Raw genomic sequence first — 20235 nt, 5'->3', positions numbered from 1 at the left:
GAATTAGGAGCATTGTTATGCAACTGAACCCCTCAGAAATCAGCGAGCTGATCAAGTCCCGCATCTCGGGTCTTGGCGCCGACGCTGAAGTGCGCAACACCGGCACGGTTATCTCCGTGACCGATGGTATCTGCCGCGTGCACGGCCTGTCCGGCGTGATGCAGGGCGAGATGCTGGAATTCCCCGGCAACACCTTCGGCCTCGCGCTGAACCTCGAGCGCGACTCTGTCGGCGCCGTGGTGCTGGGCGACTACGAACACATTTCGGAAGGCGACCCGGTCAAGTGCACCGGCCGCATTCTGGAAGTGCCGGTCGGCCGCGAATTGCTCGGCCGCGTGGTCAACACGCTGGGCCAGCCGATCGACGGCAAGGGCCCGATCAACGCCAAGGAATTCGACGTTATCGAAAAGGTTGCCCCTGGCGTGATCGCACGTCAGTCGGTTAGCCAGCCGGTGCAGACCGGCCTGAAGTCGATCGACGCGATGGTGCCTATCGGCCGTGGCCAGCGCGAGCTGATCATTGGCGACCGCCAGACCGGCAAGACCGCCGTGGCTGTCGACGCCATCATCAACCAGAAGGGCAAGGGCGTCTTCTGCGTGTACGTGGCAATCGGTCAGAAGGCTTCGACCGTGAACAACGTGGTGCGCAAGCTCGAAGAACTCGGCGCGATGGAATACACCATCGTCATCGCCGCAACGGCTTCGGACTCCGCCGCCATGCAGTATCTGGCTGCCTACGCCGGCTGCACGATGGGCGAGTACTTCCGCGACCGCGGCGAAGACGCGCTGATCGTCTATGACGACCTGACCAAGCAAGCCTGGGCCTACCGCCAGGTGTCGCTGCTGCTGCGCCGCCCGCCGGGCCGCGAAGCTTACCCCGGCGACGTGTTCTACCTGCACTCGCGTCTGCTCGAGCGCGCAGCCCGCGTGAACGCCGACTACGTCGAGAAGTTCACCAAGGGTGCCGTGACCGGCAAGACCGGCTCGCTGACCGCGCTGCCCGTGATCGAAACGCAGGCTGGCGACGTGTCCGCCTTCGTGCCGACCAACGTGATCTCGATCACCGACGGCCAGATCTTCCTGGAAACCGACCTGTTCAACGCTGGTATCCGCCCCGCAATCAACGCCGGTATCTCGGTGTCGCGCGTTGGTGGTGCCGCCCAGACCAAGGTCGTCAAGAAGCTGTCCGGCGGTATCCGTACCGACCTGGCCCAGTACCGTGAGCTGGCTGCGTTCGCGCAGTTCGCTTCCGACCTGGACGATGCCACCCGCAAGCAGCTGGAGCGCGGCCGCCGCGTGACCGAACTGCTCAAGCAGGCGCAGTACCTGCCCCTGCAGGTGTGGCAGCTGGCCGCGTCGCTGTACGCAGCCAACAACGGCTTCCTCGACAACGTGGAAGTGAAGGACATTCTCCCGTTCGAGAAGGGCCTGCACGACCATCTGAAGACCAAGTACGCCGACCTCATCAACCGCATCGAAGATACCAAGGATCTGTCGAAGGAAGATGAAGCCGCGCTGCGTGCAGCGATCGAGGATTTCAAGAAGTCCGCCGCGTTCTAACCGCGCAATTCCACGAAACTGCGCCGGCACCGTTGCCATGACGGTGCCGGCGCGGCACGAATGGAGAGGAAGATATGGCCGGAACGAAAGAAATTCGAACCAAGATCAAGAGCGTGCAAAACACGCGCAAGATCACCAAGGCGATGGAGATGGTCGCCGCGTCCAAGATGCGCAAGGCGCAGGAACGGATGCGCAACGCCCGTCCCTATGCCGAGAAAGTGCGCAATATCGCGGCGCACCTGGCTTCGGCCAACCCCGAGTTCAAGCACCCCTTCATGGTGGCACGCGAAGTCAAGCGCGCCGGCATGATCGTGGTGACGACCGACAAGGGTCTGTGCGGTGGCATGAACACGAACGTGCTGCGCGCGGTCACCAATGAGCTGCGTGAGYTGCAGAACCGCGGCGTGCAGGTGCAAAGCACCGCCATCGGTTCCAAGGGCATGCAGTTCCTGGGCCGCGTCGGCGCCAAGGTGGTTTCGCACGTGGTGCAGCTCGGTGACACCCCGCATCTGGAAAAACTGATCGGCGCGATCAAGGTCCAGCTCGACGCTTTCACCAATGGTGAGGTCGATGCCGTGTACCTGGCTTACACCAAGTTCATCAATACGATGAAACAGGAGCCGATGGTGGAGCAGCTGCTGCCGCTCCCCGCCGACAAGTTTGCCCAGACCGAAGATGAAAAGCGCGCCTACTCGTGGGATTACATCTACGAGCCCGACGCCCAGACCGTGGTGGAAGAACTGTTGGTCCGCTACGTCGAAGCGCTGGTGTACCAGGCCGTGGCCGAGAACATGGCGTCCGAGCAATCGGCGCGCATGGTGGCCATGAAGGCGGCATCCGACAACGCCAAGAACGTGATCGGCGAACTGCAACTGGTCTACAACAAGACCCGTCAGGCAGCGATCACCAAGGAACTGTCGGAAATCGTCAGCGGTGCCGCAGCCGTCTAAGGCGTCAAGTATTCAAGCTATCGGAGATACGAAATGAGTATCGGAAATATTGTGCAGTGTATTGGCGCCGTGGTGGACATCGRGTTCCCCCGCGACGCGCTGCCGAAGGTGTACGACGCGCTCGTGCTGGAAGAGAGCAACGAAGCCTCGTTCGCCGAGAAGGGCCTGACCTTCGAAGTGCAGCAACAGCTGGGTGACGGCGTGGTGCGTACCATTGCCCTGGGTTCGTCGGACGGCCTGCGCCGCGGCATGGCAGTGAAGAGCACCGGCGCGCCGATCTCGGTGCCGGTTGGCCAGGGCACCCTGGGCCGCATCATGGACGTGCTGGGTCGTCCGATCGACGACGCCGGCCCGATCGCTTCGGAAGAACTGCGCGCGATCCACCAGAAGGCCCCGAAGTTCGACGAACTGTCGCCTTCCGTGGACCTGCTGGAAACCGGCATCAAGGTGATCGACCTGGTGTGCCCGTTCGCAAAGGGTGGCAAGGTGGGTCTGTTCGGCGGCGCCGGTGTCGGCAAGACCGTGAACATGATGGAGCTCATCAACAACATCGCCAAGCAGCACAGCGGTTTGTCGGTGTTCGCCGGCGTGGGCGAGCGTACCCGTGAAGGGAACGACTTCTACCACGAAATGAAGGACTCGAACGTTCTCGACAAGGTGGCCATGGTGTTCGGCCAGATGAACGAGCCGCCGGGCAACCGTCTGCGCGTGGCACTGTCCGGCCTGACCATGGCCGAGAAGTTCCGCGACGAAGGCCGTGACATCCTGTTCTTCGTCGACAACATCTACCGCTACACGCTGGCCGGTACCGAAGTGTCGGCACTGCTGGGCCGTATGCCTTCCGCAGTGGGTTACCAGCCGACGCTGGCCGAGGAAATGGGCAAGCTGCAAGAGCGCATCACCTCGACCAAGACCGGCTCGATCACGTCGATCCAGGCCGTGTACGTGCCTGCGGATGACTTGACCGACCCGTCGCCTGCCACCACCTTCCTGCACCTGGACTCGACCGTCGTGCTGTCGCGTGACATCGCCGCGCTGGGTATCTACCCGGCCGTCGATCCGCTCGATTCGACCTCGCGTCAGCTCGACCCGCAAGTGGTGGGTCAGGAGCACTACGACGTGGCCCGTCGCGTGCAGCAAACGCTGCAGCGCTACAAGGAACTGCGCGACATCATCGCGATTCTGGGCATGGACGAACTGTCGCCGGAAGACAAGCAGGCCGTGTCGCGCGCTCGTAAGATCCAGCGTTTCCTGTCGCAGCCCTTCCACGTCGCGGAAGTGTTCACGGGTTCGCCGGGCAAGTACGTGCCGCTGAAGGAAACCATCCGTGGCTTCAAGATGCTGGTGGACGGCGAGTGCGATCACCTGCCGGAGCAAGCGTTCTACATGGTCGGTTCGATCGACGAAGCCTTCGAGAAGGCCAAGAAGCTCCAGTAAGCGGCGTCTTTCGCCTGCGGGCGTCGTAGCGGCGGCCCGCCCCGGACAGCACAATGTCCGAGGCGGGTCACGCTCGGCCCCAAGGGCGGAATACTTGCTTCCTGGCAACGGGAAGCCGAAGCTTTCAGGGACAAAGGAATTCACATGGCAACCATTCTTGTAGACGTCGTCAGCGCCGAATCGTCGATCTTCTCCGGTCAGGCGAGGTTCGTGGCACTGCCGGGCGAGTCGGGCGAGCTGGGTATCCTGCCGGGCCATACGCCGCTGATCACGCGTATCCAGCCGGGCGCAGTGCGCATCGAGAAGGAAGACGGTAGCGAAGAGTTCGTGTTCGTGGCCGGCGGCATCCTCGAAGTGCAACCCAAGCACGTCACCGTGCTGGCGGACACCGCGATCCGCGGTGGCGACCTCGACGAAGCCAAGGCGCAGGAAGCCAAGCGCGCCGCCGAGGAGCTGATGCAGAACCAGAGCAGCGATCTCGACCTGGCACGTGCGCAGGGCGAGCTGGCTGTGGCTACTGCGCAACTGGCAGCCATCGCGCGCCTGCGTCGCAAGCGCTGAGAAAAGGCAGTCTCGCCCCGCCTGTTGTTTTTTGGCAGTGGCGAGAAAAAAGGCAGCCGCAAGGCTGCCTTTTTCATGAGCCTGCGACTATTCTGTCGGCTCAGACCAAAAAAAAGCGCGCGGGCCGGGGAGGCTCCGCGCGGACGGGAAAAGCCCTTCGAGGGGTCAATTCGAAGGAACGGGTAAGGTCCAGGTCATCCAACAGGCGCCAGCCACTTTCCATACGGCAAGGTGGTCAGGCATCCGGTCAGGCGGTACCGATCGCAATCAGACGATCCAACCAGCCGGAAACGGAGCGCGCCAACAATCTCAACCTGGTACACCGACCGCAGGCGTCGCCTGCGATCCGGTCAATCTGGGTGGGAATGYTTCCTAAAGGCTTTCTTCACGACGCCCTCCCTTTCTGTTTGGGGGAGGGAACGCCTTCACAAAAAACTGATTGTGTTAAAGCATTGTGGGGGAAACTTTTGGGGATGGCAGTAACAAAATGTATCGGTTTGCAAGAAGTTGAAAACGCCGTAACCGAAATGTCAGCCAAATAAGCCTCTTTAATCTCATATCGGCCGTTTTGCTGCATCGCAGCGGGAACATCGCCGGACCACGCCAGTCCCATTGCTTTCGCTGACCCAGCCATCCGCCTCGCGGTCTGGCCGCCGATTGCCATGCCGTCCTTTTCCGCCTTTCCTGTCTTTCCCGTTTCCCGCCGCCCCCGCGCCCAGGTACGAAATGCCCTTGTGCAGCTTGGCCTCGCGGGGCTTGTCGCTGGCGCGCCGGCGGCAAGCGGCGTGGCGCGCGCGGACAGCCCGCACACGCTCGCCGGTTCCTTCTGGCAGGGCGATCTCGGCGGTGGCGAGCAGGTATCGCTGACGATATTTCCACGCGCCGGGACCGATATAGTCGACGGAACCGTTCGTTACGATTCAATGCTCTCGGCCATCCCTCGCCAGCTGGATGGCCAATTGACATCGGGCGGCGCCCTGAGCCTGCGCGAGCAGGCGGCTTTCCCCCCCTCCCTCGACTCCGCCGAAGCAAGCGATGGCGCCCGTTTCGAGGGCACGCTCTCTGCCGACAGGCACACCGCCAACGGGCTGTGGACAAGTCCCGATGGCAGCGCGCGCCAGCTCGTGCTGACGCGCAAGGCAGTCTATCGCGAGAACAAGGCGGAGGTGGCGGGGGCGCGCCTTGCAGAACGCTATCCCGAAACCGGTCGGCAGGACATCGACGCGCTGATCGCCTCCCTGCGTACCAGCGGCTGCGGCGAGGGCGAGCTGGAATGCCGTAGCGCGGTGGAACTCGTCAGGCTTGATGCCGATGCGGTCAGCCTGTTGCGTACCACCTGGCGCTACAGCGGCGGTGCGCACGGCAGCCTGGACTACGCCGGCGCAACGTGGCGCAACGATGCCGGCAGGGACGGCCGGCCCGCCTATGCGCCAATCCGGCTCGCCGACCTGTTGGGAGGCAAAGGCTGCGTGCGCAAGCTCAACGCGGAGCTGCAAGCGTCGCTGACGCAGCAGGGCGCGGCCCACCCGGAGCGCGGCGCACTCGACGACCAGGCGCTGCGCGATGACCGCACTCCCTATACGCTGTACCGCGGCGGGCTGGTGCTGCACTATGCACCCTATGCGGTGGGACCGTTCGCACAGGGCGCCTACCAGGTGGCGGTGCCGTTTGCTCGGCTGGGCGGCTGCGCCCGCCCGCCCGGCACAAGCCGCGAAGAATCCCCCCAACCCGAACCGAAGGAAACGCAGACGTGAGCGAGATGCAGACAGCCATCCGGGACATGCTGGCGATGAAGACCGTCGCCGTGGCGGGCCTGTCCGACAACCCGGCCCGCGCCAGCCACGAAGTGGCCGCCTTCATGCAGGCACGCGGCTATCGCATCGTGCCGGTCAATCCCAACCATGCCGGCGCGCGTATCCTGGGGCAGACCTGCCATGCCAGCCTGGCCGACGCGGCGCGGGCACTGGCCGCCGAAGGGCAGCGCATCGACTGGGTGGACATCTTCCGCCGCGCCGACGACGTGCCGCCGGTGGTGGACGACGCCATCGCCATCGGTGCGCGCGGCGTCTGGCTGCAACTCGGCATCGTCAACGACGAGGCCTTCGCCCGCGCCCGAGCCGCCGGGCTGCTCGCGGTGCAGGACCGTTGCGCCAAGATCGAGCTGATGCACGCGGACGCCTGAAGGCGCGAACGCCGCTACACTGCGGGGTTGCAGGCGCCTTGCGCCGCGACCCCATCAACCCGTCCGACCCAGCCATGGCCATCGATCCCCAGCTCCTCGACTATTACCGCCGGCTTGCCGAGCGCTATGCCGGCCAACCCGCGCCGGCCGATGCCGCGGGCCGTCGCGCCCGCTTCGCCGAAATCGCAGCGACTTCGCTGGTGCCGGACCCCGAAGGCCTCGTCGTCACGGATCTGGAGATCGCGCTGCCCGGCCGTACGCTGGCGGCACGCCTGTACCGCCCGGAGGGCGTGACGGAGCCGCGCCTCATGGTCTACTTCCATGGCGGCGGGTGGGTGGTCGGCTCGCACGAGACGCATCACACCGTGGCGGCGCTGCTGGCTGCCGATACCGGCTGCGCCGTCGCCAGCATCGACTACCGGCTCGCCCCGGAGCATCCGTTTCCCGCGCCGTGCGACGACGCGCTGCAGTCGTTGCTCTGGTTCGCCGAGCAACGCGCGCGGCTGCGCCTCGATACCCGCTTCCTGGCCGTGGCCGGCGACAGCGCCGGTGGCCACCTGGCGGCGCAGGCGGCGCGCTGGGCGAACGCGCACGGACATCCCGGGCTGGTCAACGCCCAACTGCTGATCTATCCGGTGACGGCGCCGGCCCTTGCCACCGAGAGCTATCGCGCCTTTGCCGACGGCCCTGGCCTCACGCGTGACGAAATGGCCTGGTTCTGGACCCAGTTCATCGGCGCGGAGCAACTCGCCGCGGGCGCCGCCATCGAAGACACGCGCATCCACCTCATGGGCGCGGCGCCAAGGCACCTGCCGCCCGCCAGCGTGGTGGTGGTGGCGGCCAATGACGTGCTGCGCGACGACGGCCTGGCCTACGCCGACTACCTGGTGCGCTACGGCGCAGCCGTGATCACGCTGGAAGCCAGTGGCATGACGCATGGTTTCGCCCGCCTGCAGCCCGATGTGCCGCGCGCGCGCGAATGGATGCGCCGCGCCGCGCAGGCCTTCAAGGAACTGGCGGACGACATTTGACGCAAATGCGCCGACGCCGCCGCACGGCGGGGAGGAACGCGGCGCGGGCATCCCGTAGAATGGCGGTCTTACGAGGATGACCATGACCGCACTGCAGAACGATACCTTCCTGCGCGCACTGCGCCGGCAGCCTACCGAGTACACCCCGCTGTGGCTGATGCGACAGGCCGGCCGCTACCTGCCCGAGTACAACGCCACGCGCGCGCGCGCCGGCAGCTTTCTCGGGCTGGCCAAGGACCCGGCCTATGCCACCGAGGTGACGCTGCAGCCGCTCGAGCGCTACCCGCTCGACGCGGCCATCCTCTTCTCCGACATCCTCACCGTGCCTGACGCCATGGGCCTGGGCCTGTCGTTCGCGCAGGGCGAGGGGCCGCGCTTTGCCCGTCCGTTGCGCACCGAAGCCGACGTGATGAAGCTGGCGGTGCCCGACATGGCCTCGCTGCGCTATGTGTTCGACGCGGTCAGCGAGATCCGGCGTGCGCTCGTGCAGGACGGCCGCCAGCGCGTGCCGCTGATCGGCTTTTCGGGCAGCCCCTGGACGCTGGCCTGCTATATGGTCGAAGGCGCCGGCTCTTCGGATTTCCGCACCGTCAAGAGCATGATGTACRGCCGCCCGGACCTGATGCACCGCATCCTGGAGATCAACGCGCGCGCCGTATCCGCCTACCTGAACGCACAGATCGAGGCCGGCGCGCAGGCCGTGATGCTGTTCGATACCTGGGGCGGCACGCTGGCCGACGGCATGTACCAGGCGTTCTCGCTGGCCTATATGCGCCAGGTGGTGGCCGGGCTCAAGCGCGAGCAAGACGGCCAGCAAGTGCCGGTGATCGTCTTCACCAAGGGCGGCGGCCTGTGGCTGGAAGAACTGGCCGGCATCGGGGCCGACGCGCTCGGACTCGACTGGACGGTCAACCTGCAGCAGGCGCGCCGCCGTACCGGCGGCCAGGTCGCCCTGCAGGGGAATATCGACCCCAATGTGCTGTTCGCGCCGGAATCCGCCATCCGCACGCAGGTGCGCGGCGTGCTCGACAGCTACGCCGCCGGCGGCGGCAGCGACGGCCATGTGTTCAACCTCGGCCATGGCATCTCCCAGTTCACGCCGCCTGAGAATGTCACGGTGCTGGTGGACGAGGTGCATCGCTACAGCCGCCAGCTGCGGGCCAGCGCGGGGTGATACGTGGTGCACGCCCCGCCGCCGGCCGGGCGGCGGCGGCTGTGCGGCGCAGCGAGCGTGACGCCTGCGGCGCGTTCCCGAAGCCGGGTGGCGCGGGAGGCTGGCACGAAGCGCTGTCAAGTAAACTATTTTGCAATTTTTCGCTCTTTCGGTGCCGGTTCGCGCTTGTCAAGGCTTGACTTATGCACATCAATGGGTTTTCCGCAGTGCAAGAGCGGGTTAGTCCTTAACTCATCTGAGGGAGGCTCGCAAGTCCTTGATTTAAAAGGAATTGCATCTGATCAGGCTGACGCCGGAATGCCAGTGGGAGCCTTGATTTACGGGGCTTGGCGGGAACGCCGGACGAGTTTTCAACAAAGTTATCCACAGGCACTGCGCGCCAGCGGGAAAAGCGGCCATCTATCATCGACTTAGGGGCACATTTGAAGCGTTACTTTAAGTTGATGCTGCGCCGCACACTTAATTTGTCTGGAAAGCGGCCCAGCGCTGCCTTGCACCCGCATTGGGCCAGCTTGCCCGCCGCCTTGCCCCAATCTGGGCCGTACCCAGTGCTGCGCGCCGGAGCCAGGGCGTGAACGCCCCGACACTCCCCGCCTCCGGCCCGGAAGCGTCATCTGCCGCCGATGACGCGCCGCTTGCCATCGTGCGGGTGGCGCTCGATACGCCGGCCGACGATGTCTTCGATTATCTCGCCCCGCCGGAGATCCAGCCTGGCGACCTGGTGACCGTGCCCTTCGGGCGCCGCCTGATGGTCGGCGTGGCAGTGGCCCGTTCGGCCCATTCCGAAGTGCCGCCCGATCGGCTGCGGCCTGTCGCCCAGCGCCTCGACTGGCTGCCGCCGCTGGGCGCGCACTGGATCGCGCTGGCCCGGTTCTCCTCGCTCTACTATCACCGCTGTCTCGGCGAGGTCATGCTCCCGGCGCTGCCCCCGGGGCTGCGCGAGGCCGAGAGCTGGCCGCGGCTGGCGCTACGGGCCCGCTGCGAGCATTACCGCTTGATACCGGGCCACGAGCCGGCCCTGCTGGCAGCCGTGCCGGCGCGTGCCCGCACCGTGCTGGCCCTGGCGCAGGCCCTGGTGGCCGCCGCCGGGGCGGGTGCGGCACTTTCCGCGGCCGAGGCGCGTGCCTTGTGCAGCGCCGCCCCGGCCCGCCTGGCCGAATGGACGGCGGCCGGCTGGGTCAGCGCCAGCCACGCCGACCAGCCGCTGCTGGACATTGCAGCCGACAGCGAACCTTCGGTCGCGCCACCGTTGCACGACGAGCAGCGCGCGGCCGTGGAGGCGATCAGCCAGGCGCAGGGCTTCGCGCCCTTCCTGCTGCACGGCGTGACCGGCAGCGGCAAGACCGAGGTCTACCTGCACGCCATGGCCGAAGCCCTGGCGCGCGACCCGCAGGCGCAGGTACTGATGCTGGTGCMCGAAATCAACCTCACGCCGCAATTGCAGGGCCGCATCGCCGCGCGCTTCCCGCAGTTGCCGCTGGCGGTGCTGCACAGCGGCCTGGCTGACCAGGAGCGCACGCTGCAATGGCTGGCCGCGCACCGGGGCGAGGCCCGCATCGTGCTCGGCACCCGCATGGCGGTGATGGCCTCGCTGCCGCATCTCGCCCTGATCGTGGTGGACGAGGAGCACGACACCTCCTACAAGCAGCAGGAGGGCCTGCGCTACTCCGCGCGGGACCTGGCCATCTGGCGTGCCAAGCAGCTCGGCATCGCCGTCGTGCTGGGCTCGGCCACGCCGTCGATGGAAACCTGGTGGCGCGCAGAGCAGGGCGCCTACCGCAAGCTGGTGCTGCGCGAGCGCGCCCAGGCCGACGCGGCGCTGCCGGTAGTGCGGCTGGTCGACCTGAACCAGGAGCGCCAGCGCCAGCGCGCGCTCTTCGAAGGGCTCTCGGTGCCGCTGCTGAGCGCCATCGAGGCCCGCCTGGCGCGTGGCGAGCAGAGCCTGCTGTTCCTCAACCGGCGCGGCTACGCGCCCGTGCTCGCCTGCGGCAGTTGCGGCTGGCTGTCGGGTTGCCCGCGTTGTTCCGCCTACCTGGTGCTGCACCGGCCCGAGCGCCGGCTGCGCTGCCACCACTGCGGGCTGGAATCGCCCGTGCCCCATCATTGTCCGGACTGCGGTGATGTGGATATTGCGCCGCTCGGGCGCGGCACGCAGCGGATCGAGGAAGCCTTGGCGGCACGTTTTCCACAGGCCCGCATYGCGCGCATCGACGCGGACTCCACGCGCCGCAAAGGCAGCGCCCAGGCAATGTTCGACGAGGTCCATGCCGGCGAGGTGGACATCCTGGTGGGTACGCAGATGGTCGCCAAGGGGCACGACTTCCAGCGTGTGACGCTGGTCGGCATCGTGCACCCGGACGCCGCCATGTTCAGCCACGACTTCCGCGCGGCCGAGCACCTGTTCGCCTCGCTGATGCAGGTGGCCGGCCGTGCCGGCCGCGCCGGGCTGGCCGGCGAGGTGCTGATCCAGACCCGCTATCCGGATGCATCGGCATTGCAGGCACTGGTTCGCCATGACTATGATGGATTCGCTGCCGCGCAGTTGCGCGAGCGGCGCCAGGCCGGGTTGCCCCCGTTCGCGTACCAGGTGCTCGTCACGGCCGAGCACGGCCAGCTGGAGCGCGCGCTGGCCTTCCTGCAGAGCGCCCGCAATCGTGCCGACTCCTGCCGCCTGGCGCCTGAGGTGCAACTCCACGACCCGGTGCCGATGTCGATGGTGCGCGTGGCCAACCGCGAGCGTGCGCAGATGCTGGTGGAAAGTACCTCAAGGGCCGCATTGCAGCGGTTTGTGGACGAGTGGGTGCAAACTTTCGGTGACGCGCTGGCCGATGCGAAGGGCGTGCGGTGGCAACTGGAGATCGACCCGCTTCGTATTTGAGCACCGTTGACGGCCGGCGCGGCGACGGGTTGGGTGCAACCCGCATCCGGATTCAGAATGAGTGGTTGTACCTAGTTGCACCTTCGGTTTCCCGCGGAGTATGATCGCGCCCATCGGCAGGCGTATCCGGGAGATCGGGCGCCTTGCATCCGCATCCTTCGGAGAATCAAGCGCATGGCCACCACCACCCTCGGCGTCAAGCTGGACGACGCATCCCGCGAGCGCCTCAAGCGCGTTGCCCAGTCGATCGACCGCACGCCCCACTGGCTGATCAAGCAGGCTATCTTCACGTACCTGGAGCAGGTCGAGCGCGGCCATGTGCCGGCCGAGGCCGGCGCGTCCGGCACGCCGGCGGATGGCGCGGCGGACGGCGCGGATGGCTTCGACGCGGCGGGCGAGGGCGCGCCCCAGCCATTCCTCGAGTTCGCCCAGAGCGTGCAGCCGCAGTCGGTGCTGCGCGCTGCGATCACTGCCGGCTACCGCCGCCCCGAGACCGAGTGCGTGCCCGTGCTGCTCGAGCAGGCCCGGCTGCCGCAGCAGCAGGCCGAGGCCGCGCTCGCGATGGCCCGCACGCTGGCCACCCGCCTGCGCGAGCGCAAGGTCGGCACCGGCCGCGAAGGACTGGTGCAGGGCCTGATCCAGGAATTCTCGCTCTCGTCCCAGGAAGGCGTGGCGCTGATGTGCCTGGCCGAGGCGCTGCTGCGCATCCCGGACAAGGCCACGCGCGACGCGCTGATCCGCGACAAGATCAGCGGCGCCAACTGGCAGTCGCACCTGGGCCAGAGCCCGTCGCTGTTCGTCAACGCGGCCACCTGGGGCCTGCTGCTGACCGGCCGCCTGGTTGCCACCCACACCGAAGCCGGCCTGTCCAAGGCCCTGACCCGCATCATCGGCAAGGGCGGCGAGCCGCTGATCCGCAAGGGCGTGGACATGGCGATGCGCCTCATGGGCGAGCAGTTCGTCACCGGCGAGACCATTTCCGAGGCGCTCGCCAACGCGCGCAAGTACGAGGCCGAAGGCTTCCGCTACTCCTACGACATGCTCGGCGAAGCCGCCATGACCGAGGAAGACGCGCTGCGCTACCTGGCGTCCTACGAACAGGCCATCCATGCCATCGGCCAGGCCTCGCGCGGGCGCGGCATCTACGAAGGCCCCGGCATCTCGATCAAGCTCTCCGCGCTGCACCCGCGCTACAGCCGTGCCCAGCACGAGCGCGTGGTCAGCGAGTTGTACGGCCGCCTCAAGTCGCTCACGCTGCTGGCCCGCCAGTACGACATCGGCATCAATATCGACGCCGAGGAAGCCGACCGCCTGGAGATCTCGCTGGACCTGCTCGAGCGGCTGTGCTTCGAGCCCGAGCTGGCCGGCTGGAACGGCATCGGCTTCGTCGTGCAGGGCTACCAGAAGCGCTGCCCGTTCGTCATCGACTACCTGATCGACCTGGCCCGCCGCAGCCGCCACCGCCTGATGATCCGCCTGGTCAAGGGCGCCTACTGGGATAGCGAGATCAAGCGCGCCCAGGTGGACGGCCTGGAGGGCTATCCGGTCTACACGCGCAAGGTCTACACCGACGTGTCCTACGTGGCATGCGCGCGCAAGCTGCTGTCGGTGCCGGACGTGATCTACCCCCAATTCGCCACCCACAATGCGCATACGCTGGCGGCGATCTACCAGATCGCCGGCCACAACTACTACCCCGGCCAGTACGAGTTCCAGTGCCTGCACGGCATGGGCGAGCCGCTGTACGACCAGGTGGTCGGGCCGCTGGCCGACGGCAAGTTCAACCGCCCGTGCCGCATCTACGCCCCGGTGGGCACGCACGAGACGCTGCTGGCCTACCTGGTGCGCCGCCTGCTGGAGAACGGCGCCAATACCTCCTTCGTCAACCGCATCGCCGACGAAACCATTTCGCTGGATGAACTGGTGGCCGATCCGGTCACCGTGGTCGAGCGCATGCATGCCGAGGAGGGCGGCCTCGGCCTGCCGCACCCGCGCATCCCGCAGCCGCGCGAGCTGTATGGCCAGTCGCGCGCCAATTCCGCCGGCATCGATTTGTCCAACGAGCATCGCCTGGCTTCGCTGTCGTCGGCGCTGCTGGCCGGGACCAGCGAGGCGGTTGCCGCGGCGCCGCTGCTCGGCGGCGAAGCCGCGCCCGGCTCGGAAGCGAACCAGCCGGTGCCGGTGCGCAACCCGGCCGACCTGCGCGACGTCGTCGGGCATGTCACCGAAGCCAGCATGGCCGAAGTGGAAGCCGCGCTGCAGGCCGCGGTCAAGGCTGCGCCGATCTGGCAGGCCACGCCGGCCGACGTGCGCGCCGCGGCGCTGGAGCGGGCCGCCGAACTGATGGAAGCGCAGATGCAGTCCCTGATGGGCGTCATCATGCGCGAGGCCGGCAAGACCTTCTCCAACGCCATCGCCGAAGTGCGCGAGGCCGTGGACTTCCTGCGCTACTACGCGGCGCAGGTGCGCGAGACCTTCTCCAGCGACACGCACCGCCCGCTCGGCCCCGTGGTCTGCATCAGCCCGTGGAATTTCCCGCTGGCCATCTTCACCGGCCAGGTCGCGGCCGCGCTGGCCGCCGGCAATACCGTGCTGGCCAAGCCCGCCGAGCAGACCCCGCTGATCGCCGCGCAGGCCGTGCGCCTGCTGCGCGAAGCGGGCGTGCCGGCCGGCGCCGTGCAACTGCTGCCGGGCCGCGGCGAGACCGTCGGCGCCGCGCTGGTGGGCGACGCACGCGTCAAGGGCGTGATGTTCACCGGCTCCACCGAAGTGGCGCGCCTGCTGCAACGCAGCGTGGCCGGGCGCCTGGACGCCGCCGGCCGCCCGGTGCCGCTGATCGCGGAAACCGGCGGGCAGAACGCGATGATCGTCGACTCCTCGGCGCTGGCCGAGCAGGTGGTGGGCGACGTGGTCAACTCCGCCTTCGATTCGGCCGGCCAGCGCTGCTCGGCGCTGCGCGTGCTGTGCCTGCAGGAGGAAGTGGCCGACCGCGTGCTGGCCATGCTCAAGGGCGCCATGAACGAACTCGCCATCGGCAACCCCGACCGCCTGTCCACCGACGTCGGCCCGGTGATCGACGAAGAAGCGCGCGACAACATCCTGCGCCATATCGAAGCCATGCGCGCCAAGGGTCGCCGCATCCACCAGGCCGAGCGCAGCGAAGCCGCGGATGCCGCCACCCGCCACGGCACCTTCGTGCCGCCCACCCTGATCGAGCTCGACAGCATCGAAGAGCTGCAGCGCGAGGTATTCGGCCCGGTGCTGCACGTGGTGCGCTACCAGCGCGCCGGCCTGGACGCGCTGCTCGGCCAGATCAACGGCACCGGCTACGGCCTCACCATGGGCATCCATACGCGCATCGACGAGACCATCGCGCATATCGTCGAGCGCGCCGAAGTGGGCAACCTCTACGTCAACCGCAATGTGGTCGGCGCGGTGGTCGGCGTGCAGCCGTTCGGCGGCGAAGGATTGTCCGGCACCGGCCCCAAGGCCGGCGGCCCGCTCTACCTGCACCGCCTGCTGTCGGTCTGCCCGCAGGACGCCGTGGCCCGCGCCGTGCGCGCCTCGGACGTGCTGAACGGCGCCGGCGAGCCCGGCCCGGTGCGCGCGGCGATGACCGATGCCCTGGGCATGCTCAAGGAATGGGCCGCGCGCGAGAGCGCCGCGCTGCCCGGGCTGGGCGCGGCGTGCGACCGCTTCGCCGCCGCCTCGCCGGCCGGCCTGTCGGTGACGCTGCCCGGCCCCACCGGCGAGCGCAACACGTACACGCTGCTGCCGCGCGCGGCCGTGCTGTGCCTGGCCCAGCAGGAGGCCGACCTGGCCATGCAGCTGGCGGCCGTGCTGGCTGCCGGCAGCCGCGCGGTCTGGCCGGACAGCCCGATGGCGCGCACGCTGTCGGCGCGCCTGCCGAAGGCAGTACAATCGCGCGTCCGCCTGGTGCCCGACTGGGCCGCGGGCGACACCGAATTCGATGCCGTGCTGCACCACGGGGATTCCGACCAGCTGCGCGCCGTGAGCGAGCAACTGGCCACGCGCGCCGGCCCGATCATTTCGGTCCAGGGCCTGGCGCACGGTGAACCGAATGTGGCCATCGAGCGTTTGTTGATCGAGCGTTCGCTCTCCGTCAATACGGCGGCGGCGGGCGGCAATGCCAGTTTGATGACGATCGGCTGACCGGCCGGGCGTTGATCGAAGAGACGCGAGGCAGCGGCGATCCCGCGCGCCTTGCGTATGTGAAATCGGGAAGCGTTTCGCGCCGCACCCGGACGCGTCCAAAAACGCAGCAAGAAGGCTATCGAAAAGCCACCAAGGAGAACTGATGAACTCGACTTTCCACAAGACGGCACTGACCGTTGCCCTGTCGATCGCCGGCGTGTGCGCCAGCTCGGCCGCCTTTGCCCAGGCCCAGGAAATCAAGCTCGGCTTCGCCGCGCCCATGACCGGCGGCCAGRCGCAATACGGCAAGGACATGCAGAACGGCGTGATCCTCGCCATCGAGGAAATGAACGCCACCAAGCCCAAGATCGGCGGCAAGGACGTCAAGTTCGTATTGCTTTCCGAAGATGACCAGGCCGATCCCAAGACTGGCTCGGTGGTGGCGCAGAAGCTGGTGGACGGCGGCATCCAGGGCATGCTCGGCCACTTCAACTCCGGCACCAGCATCCCGGCTTCGATGGTCTACAACCGCGCCGGCATTCCGCAGATCGCCATGGCGACCGCGCCGGAATACACCAAGCAAGGCTTCAAGACCACCTTCCGCATGATGACCTCCGACACCCAGCAGGGTTCGGTGATCGGCGCCTTCGTGGTGAAGAAGCTTGGCGCCAAGAACATCGCCATCGTCGACGACCGCACGGCCTACGGCCAGGGCCTGGCCGACGAGTTCGAGAAGGCCGCCCGCGCCGCCGGCGGCAAGATCGTGCGCCGCGAATACACCAACGACAAGGCGGTGGACTTCAAGGCCGTGCTGACCAACATCAAGCGCAGCAACCCGGACGTGATCTTCTACGGCGGCGCCGAGACGCAATCCGCGCCGATGGCCAAGCAGGTCAAGGAACTCGGCATGAAGTCGCCGCTGGTGTCGGGCGAAATGTCCAAGACCGACAACTTCCTGAAGCTGGCCGGCACCGCTGCCGATGGCACCGTGGTGTCGCTGGCCGGCCTGCCGCTGGAGCAGATGCCCGGTGGCGCCACCTACGAGAAGAAGTACGAGAAGCGCTTCGGCGGCAAGGTGCAGACGTACTCGCCGTACGCCTATGACGGCGCCACCGCGATGATGAGCGCCATGGTCAAGGCCGGCTCGGCCGATCCGGCGCGCTACCTGCCGGTGCTGGCCGCCACCAATATGCAGGGCGTCACCACCAAGGCCCTGGCCTACGACGCGCGCGGCGACCTGAAGGACGGCGGCATCACCGTCTACAAGGTGGTCGGCGGCAAGTGGACCGTGCTGGAGACGGTCGGCGGCAAGTAAGCCTTCGCCAGCGCCATGCGGAAACGCCACCTTCGGGTGGCGTTTTCTTTTGGCGGCACGCCAGCGGGGCAGCCGATGTCTCGCGGGCGCAACAAGGAAGCGGCGCCGTTCCCATTCTTTCCCCGTTGCCGATTAATGTTGCGCTTGCTGCGCAAAGGATGCGTCGCCACCAGCCAGAACGAAACATGGACCACGACAAGCACACCATCATCGGCATCGATCTCGGCACCACCAACAGCCTGGTCGCGGTCTGGCGCGATGGACGGGCGCAGATCATTCCCAACTCTCTCGGCAAGCGCCTGACGCCCTCGTGCGTGAGCGTGCTGGACGACGGCGCGGTCGTCGTCGGGGAGGCCGCGCGCGACCGCCTGCTGACCCATCCCGCGCACAGCGCGGCACTGTTCAAGCGCTACATGGGCACCGCCCGCGCGACCCCGCTGGGCGAGCGGCGCTATCGCCCGGAAGAACTCTCGTCCTTCTTGCTGCGCGCGTTGAAGGCCGATGCCGAAGCCTGGCTCGGCGCGCCGGTCAGCGAAGCGGTGATCACCGTGCCGGCTTATTTCAGCGACGCCCAGCGCCGCGCCACGCGTGTGGCGGGCGAGCTGGCGGGGCTGCGCGTGGAGCGCCTGCTCAACGAGCCGACCGCCGCCGCGCTGGCCTACGGCTTGCAGCAGAACGGGGAAAGCCGCTTCCTGGTGTTCGACCTGGGCGGAGGGACCTTCGACGTCTCTGTGCTGGAACTGTTCGAGAACGTGATGGAAGTACGCGCCTCGGCCGGGGACAACTTCCTCGGCGGCGAGGACTTCGTCGCGGCGCTGATGCGCCGCTTCAGCCGCGACAGCGGGCTCGATGCGCGACTGAGCGCCGGCGGCGTGCAGGAAGGCGAGGCGCAGCCCGAGCGCTGGCCGGCGCAGTTGCGCGAGCGGGTACGCCACGCCGCCGAAGGTGCCAAGCGCGCGCTCAGCGACGCCGCCGGCGCGGACAYGGCCGTGACCTGGGAGGACCGCACCTTCACCATGTCGCTGACCCAGGAAGTCTTTGCCGAACTGAGCACGCCGTTGCTGGAGCGGCTGCGCAAGCCCATCGAGCAGGCCATGCGCGACGCACGCATCCGGCCGGCCGAGCTGGACAGCGTGGTGCTGGCCGGCGGCGCCACCCGCATGCCGATGGTGCGCAGGCTGGTGAGCCGCATGTTCGGCCGCTTTCCCGTGACCGAGCTGAATCCCGACGAGGTGGTGGCGCTCGGCGCGGCCGTCCAGGCCGGCCTGAAGGCGCGCGACGCGGCGCTGGACGAAGTGGTCATGACCGATGTCGCACCCTATTCGCTGGGCATCGAAACCAGCCAGCGGGTCGGCCCGGAGGCGTTTTCCCACGGGCACTACCAGCCCGTGATCGACCGCAACTCGGTGGTGCCGGTCAGCCGCGTGGAACGCATCCATCCGCTGGCCGACAAGCAGGAGATGCTGGCGCTGCGCGTCTTCCAGGGCGAGGGGCGGATGGTGGCGGAGAACGTCTTCCTCGGCGAGATCGCCGTGCCGCTGCCGCGCATCAGCGCGGCCGAGTCGGGCGTGGACGTGCGCTTCACCTATGACGTCAACGGCATCCTCGAAGTGCAGGCCACCGTGCTCGCCACCGCCGCCACGCACCGCATCGTGATCCAGGAAAACCCCGGCGTGCTGAGCGACGAGGAAGTGGGCGAGCGCCTGGCGGCGCTTGCCGAGATCAAGATCCATCCGCGCGACCAGGCCGAGAACGCGCAACTGGTGGCGCGCGCCGACCGGCTCTACCAGCAGTGCCTGGGCCGCGACCGCGACCAGATCAGCGGCGCGCTGGCGCAATTCCAGGCCGCGCTGGACGCGCAGGATACCGAGCGCATCCGCACGCTGCGCGCGCCCATCCGGCGCCTGCTCGACGGACTCGACACGCAACTCTGGGACTGATCCCGGCTCGTCCCCTCTCCACGCTTCGCTACCGGCCCGATCCGAACAATGCACTGGCAAGTCCTGCAACTGGCGCCGACCACGGATACGCGCCGCATCCGCTCGGCCTATGCCGCGCGCCTCAAGGTCACGCGCCCCGACGAGGACGCGCAGGCGTTCCAGGCGCTGCGCGCCGCCTATGAATTCGCGCTCGAGTGGGCGCGCCACCATGCGCAGGACGAAGATGCCGGCGCCGTGCCCGACCCGGGCGCCGCTGCCCCGCCTGCCCCGCCTGCCCCGCCCGCCGGAGAGCCGGGGCCCGCCGCGATCGCTTCGCCGCTGACTTCGCCCGCCTCGCCCGTGCGCGGCAGGCTGCCGGCAATCGGCCAGGTGCTGCCGCCCGCCGTGCAGGCGGACCCGCAGCGCCCGCAGACGGCCCGGGCCTTGCCCGATGCGGGCGAGCTGGCCCTTGCAATGTGGGAGCGGCTGCGCGCCAGCTTTCCGCCCGCGCCGGCCGGCGGCCGCTACCCCGGGCTCGACCGCGGTGAACTGGCCGCGCAATCGCTGCCGGTCGGCGAGGCGCTGCAGCGCTGCCTGCAGGACGATGCCTTCGTCAGCATCGAAGCGCGCGACCGCTTCGAGTGGCTGGCGCTGCGCTACTGCGCCCGGGACGATGCCAGTCCCGCGGCGCGCACCGCGCTGTTCGAAGGCTTCGGCTGGGAAGATGCTTCCGATCACCTGGCGCGGCGCGACCGCGCCCTGACCCAGCAGGCGGTCGCACGCGCGCTGGCGGACCGGCAGTTCAGCTACTTCCGCACCTACGCCAAGGGCTCGGCGGCGGCGCAGGCGCTTCTGGCGCCGCCGCCCGCGCGCATCCGCCGGCAAGCGCTGATGCGCGGCGGCTTCGTCAAGGACATGCAGGCCCTGCTCGAACAACTGCGCTGGAAGACGCCGCAGACACGCCACTACCATTTCGACGAGGCGGTGCTGGCGGCCTGGGAGCAGGCGGTATCCCGGCCGCTGTTGTCGTGGGGGCAGTTGTTCCATGCGCTGTGGATCGGCGCCATCCTGGCC

General features: G+C 67.8%; 13 protein-coding genes and 1 pseudogene. 13 read left to right on the top strand and 1 reads right to left on the bottom strand.

The window, feature by feature from the left end:
• Positions 1–17: 17 nt before the first annotated feature.
• The 4 genes from atpA to AC1DO7_RS14800 all read left to right on the top strand — a co-directional run bounded on the left by atpA (position 18) and on the right by AC1DO7_RS14800 (position 4507).
• Positions 18–1559: a F0F1 ATP synthase subunit alpha gene (atpA, locus tag AC1DO7_RS14815; RefSeq protein ID WP_441612886.1), complete on the top strand. Its 1542-nt coding sequence runs from the start codon at positions 18–20 to the stop codon at positions 1557–1559.
• A gap of 74 nt (positions 1560–1633) precedes the next feature.
• A complete protein-coding gene (atpG, locus tag AC1DO7_RS14810; protein ID WP_441612887.1) occupies positions 1634–2509 on the top strand; it encodes a F0F1 ATP synthase subunit gamma in 876 nt (291 codons plus the stop codon).
• A gap of 33 nt (positions 2510–2542) precedes the next feature.
• Positions 2543–3946 (top strand): F0F1 ATP synthase subunit beta, encoded by a 1404-nt coding sequence (gene atpD / locus AC1DO7_RS14805; protein ID WP_477116284.1) that lies wholly within the window; start codon positions 2543–2545, stop codon positions 3944–3946.
• 144 nt (positions 3947–4090) lie between these two features.
• Positions 4091–4507: a F0F1 ATP synthase subunit epsilon gene (locus AC1DO7_RS14800; RefSeq protein ID WP_441612889.1), complete on the top strand. Its 417-nt coding sequence runs from the start codon at positions 4091–4093 to the stop codon at positions 4505–4507.
• A 385-nt stretch (positions 4508–4892) separates the two neighbouring features.
• Here AC1DO7_RS14800 and AC1DO7_RS14795 read toward each other — a convergent pair whose 3' ends face one another.
• Positions 4893–5171 carry a hypothetical protein gene (locus AC1DO7_RS14795; RefSeq protein WP_441612890.1) on the bottom strand — a complete coding sequence of 93 codons (279 nt, stop codon included), beginning with the start codon at positions 5169–5171 and terminating at the stop codon, positions 4893–4895.
• Between the two features lie 121 nt (positions 5172–5292).
• Between AC1DO7_RS14795 and AC1DO7_RS14790 the strand changes: the two genes are divergently transcribed.
• The 9 genes and pseudogenes from AC1DO7_RS14790 to AC1DO7_RS14750 form a co-directional block, all read left to right on the top strand.
• Positions 5293–6261, top strand: coding sequence for an RsiV family protein (locus tag AC1DO7_RS14790; protein WP_477116283.1), 969 nt, complete (start codon positions 5293–5295; stop codon positions 6259–6261).
• 5 nt (positions 6262–6266) lie between these two features.
• Positions 6267–6689 carry a CoA-binding protein gene (locus AC1DO7_RS14785; protein WP_441613050.1) on the top strand — a complete coding sequence of 141 codons (423 nt, stop codon included), beginning with the start codon at positions 6267–6269 and terminating at the stop codon, positions 6687–6689.
• Between the two features lie 74 nt (positions 6690–6763).
• Entirely contained in the window at positions 6764–7720 is a 957-nt protein-coding gene (locus AC1DO7_RS14780; protein WP_441612892.1) for an alpha/beta hydrolase, read from the top strand.
• Between the two features lie 76 nt (positions 7721–7796).
• Entirely contained in the window at positions 7797–8894 is a 1098-nt protein-coding gene (gene hemE, locus AC1DO7_RS14775) for a uroporphyrinogen decarboxylase (protein WP_477116282.1), read from the top strand.
• Positions 8895–9465: 571 nt separating this feature from the next.
• Positions 9466–11772 (top strand): primosomal protein N', encoded by a 2307-nt coding sequence (locus AC1DO7_RS14770; protein WP_477116281.1) that lies wholly within the window; start codon positions 9466–9468, stop codon positions 11770–11772.
• 174 nt (positions 11773–11946) lie between these two features.
• Positions 11947–15945, top strand: a complete 3999-nt coding sequence (gene putA, locus AC1DO7_RS14765) for a trifunctional transcriptional regulator/proline dehydrogenase/L-glutamate gamma-semialdehyde dehydrogenase (protein ID WP_441612895.1) — start codon at positions 11947–11949, stop codon at positions 15943–15945.
• A gap of 145 nt (positions 15946–16090) precedes the next feature.
• Positions 16091–17242, top strand: a complete 1152-nt coding sequence (locus AC1DO7_RS14760) for a branched-chain amino acid ABC transporter substrate-binding protein (RefSeq protein WP_477116280.1) — start codon at positions 16091–16093, stop codon at positions 17240–17242.
• A gap of 185 nt (positions 17243–17427) precedes the next feature.
• Positions 17428–19182 (top strand): Hsp70 family protein, encoded by a 1755-nt coding sequence (locus AC1DO7_RS14755; RefSeq protein ID WP_477116279.1) that lies wholly within the window; start codon positions 17428–17430, stop codon positions 19180–19182.
• 48 nt (positions 19183–19230) lie between these two features.
• Positions 19231–20235: pseudogene (locus AC1DO7_RS14750) on the top strand (hypothetical protein); the annotation flags it as partial.

This window comes from Cupriavidus sp. 05N40, assembly GCF_056397305.1.
This window is presented reverse-complemented; position numbering and strand designations above follow the sequence as displayed.